The sequence below is a fragment of the Bartonella sp. AA86SXKL genome, from assembly GCF_042196885.1.
This window is the reverse complement of the sequence record NZ_JBHIRE010000401.1, coordinates 365-660: the sequence shown is the minus strand read 5'-3', so window position 1 is coordinate 660 and position 296 is coordinate 365. Positions and strand designations below refer to the sequence as shown.

Sequence of the window (296 nt, the reverse complement as noted above, 5' to 3'; positions counted from 1 at the left end):
AACAGAGCAATTGCAGCATATGATTTTGTACCATATCACGCAGTGCACCTGCACTCTCATAATATTCTATACGCCCTTCCAATCCTAAAGATTCAGCCACCGTTATCTGTACATGATCAATATAATTGGAGTTCCATAACGGCTCATAAAGTGTATTAACAAACCGCAATGCCATCAAATTTTGAACGGTCTCCTTGCCCAGATAATGGTCAATGCGAAAAATCTGATCTTCATCAAATACGCTTGCAAATGTATCATTGAGCTGAACCGCTGTTTTTACATTACAACCAATAGGT

Annotated in this window: 1 pseudogene; it reads right to left on the bottom strand. The window is 38.9% G+C overall.

Annotation, left to right across the window (positions count from 1 at the left end):
• Positions 1 to 296, bottom strand: a pseudogene (locus ACFIO5_RS12245) (glucose-6-phosphate dehydrogenase); the annotation flags it as partial.